The sequence below is a fragment of the Alkalicoccobacillus porphyridii genome (assembly GCF_007293315.1).
Taxonomy (GTDB): Bacteria; Bacillota; Bacilli; order Bacillales; family Bacillaceae_D; genus Alkalicoccobacillus; species Alkalicoccobacillus porphyridii.
This window is the reverse complement of the sequence record NZ_VLXZ01000394.1, coordinates 1-240: the sequence shown is the minus strand read 5'-3', so window position 1 is coordinate 240 and position 240 is coordinate 1. Positions and strand designations below refer to the sequence as shown.

Sequence of the window (240 nt, the reverse complement as noted above, 5' to 3'; positions counted from 1 at the left end):
TTGCTGATTTCCCTCAAATGTTAATTGAAACTATGTGGGGTATGAAATACATCGCTATGGACAGTATTCTTGAAGAGGATGTGCGTGCGCAATTACTAGCCGATGAAATGAGCTCTATCCAGAGCAATATGATTACCTACGCGACTGCATTCGGTCAGATCAAAGTCATGGGTAAAATCTCCCATAAACTTAAAAAGATGGGACTCAATGCACTAGCGCGTCATCAGCTTACCGCAAAAA

The 240-nt window shown here is 41.7% G+C and carries 1 protein-coding gene; it reads left to right on the top strand.

Going from position 1 to position 240, the window contains the following annotated elements:
* On the top strand, nt 1-240 hold a 240-nt coding region (locus FN960_RS24710), incomplete at both ends, for a hypothetical protein (protein WP_221936877.1).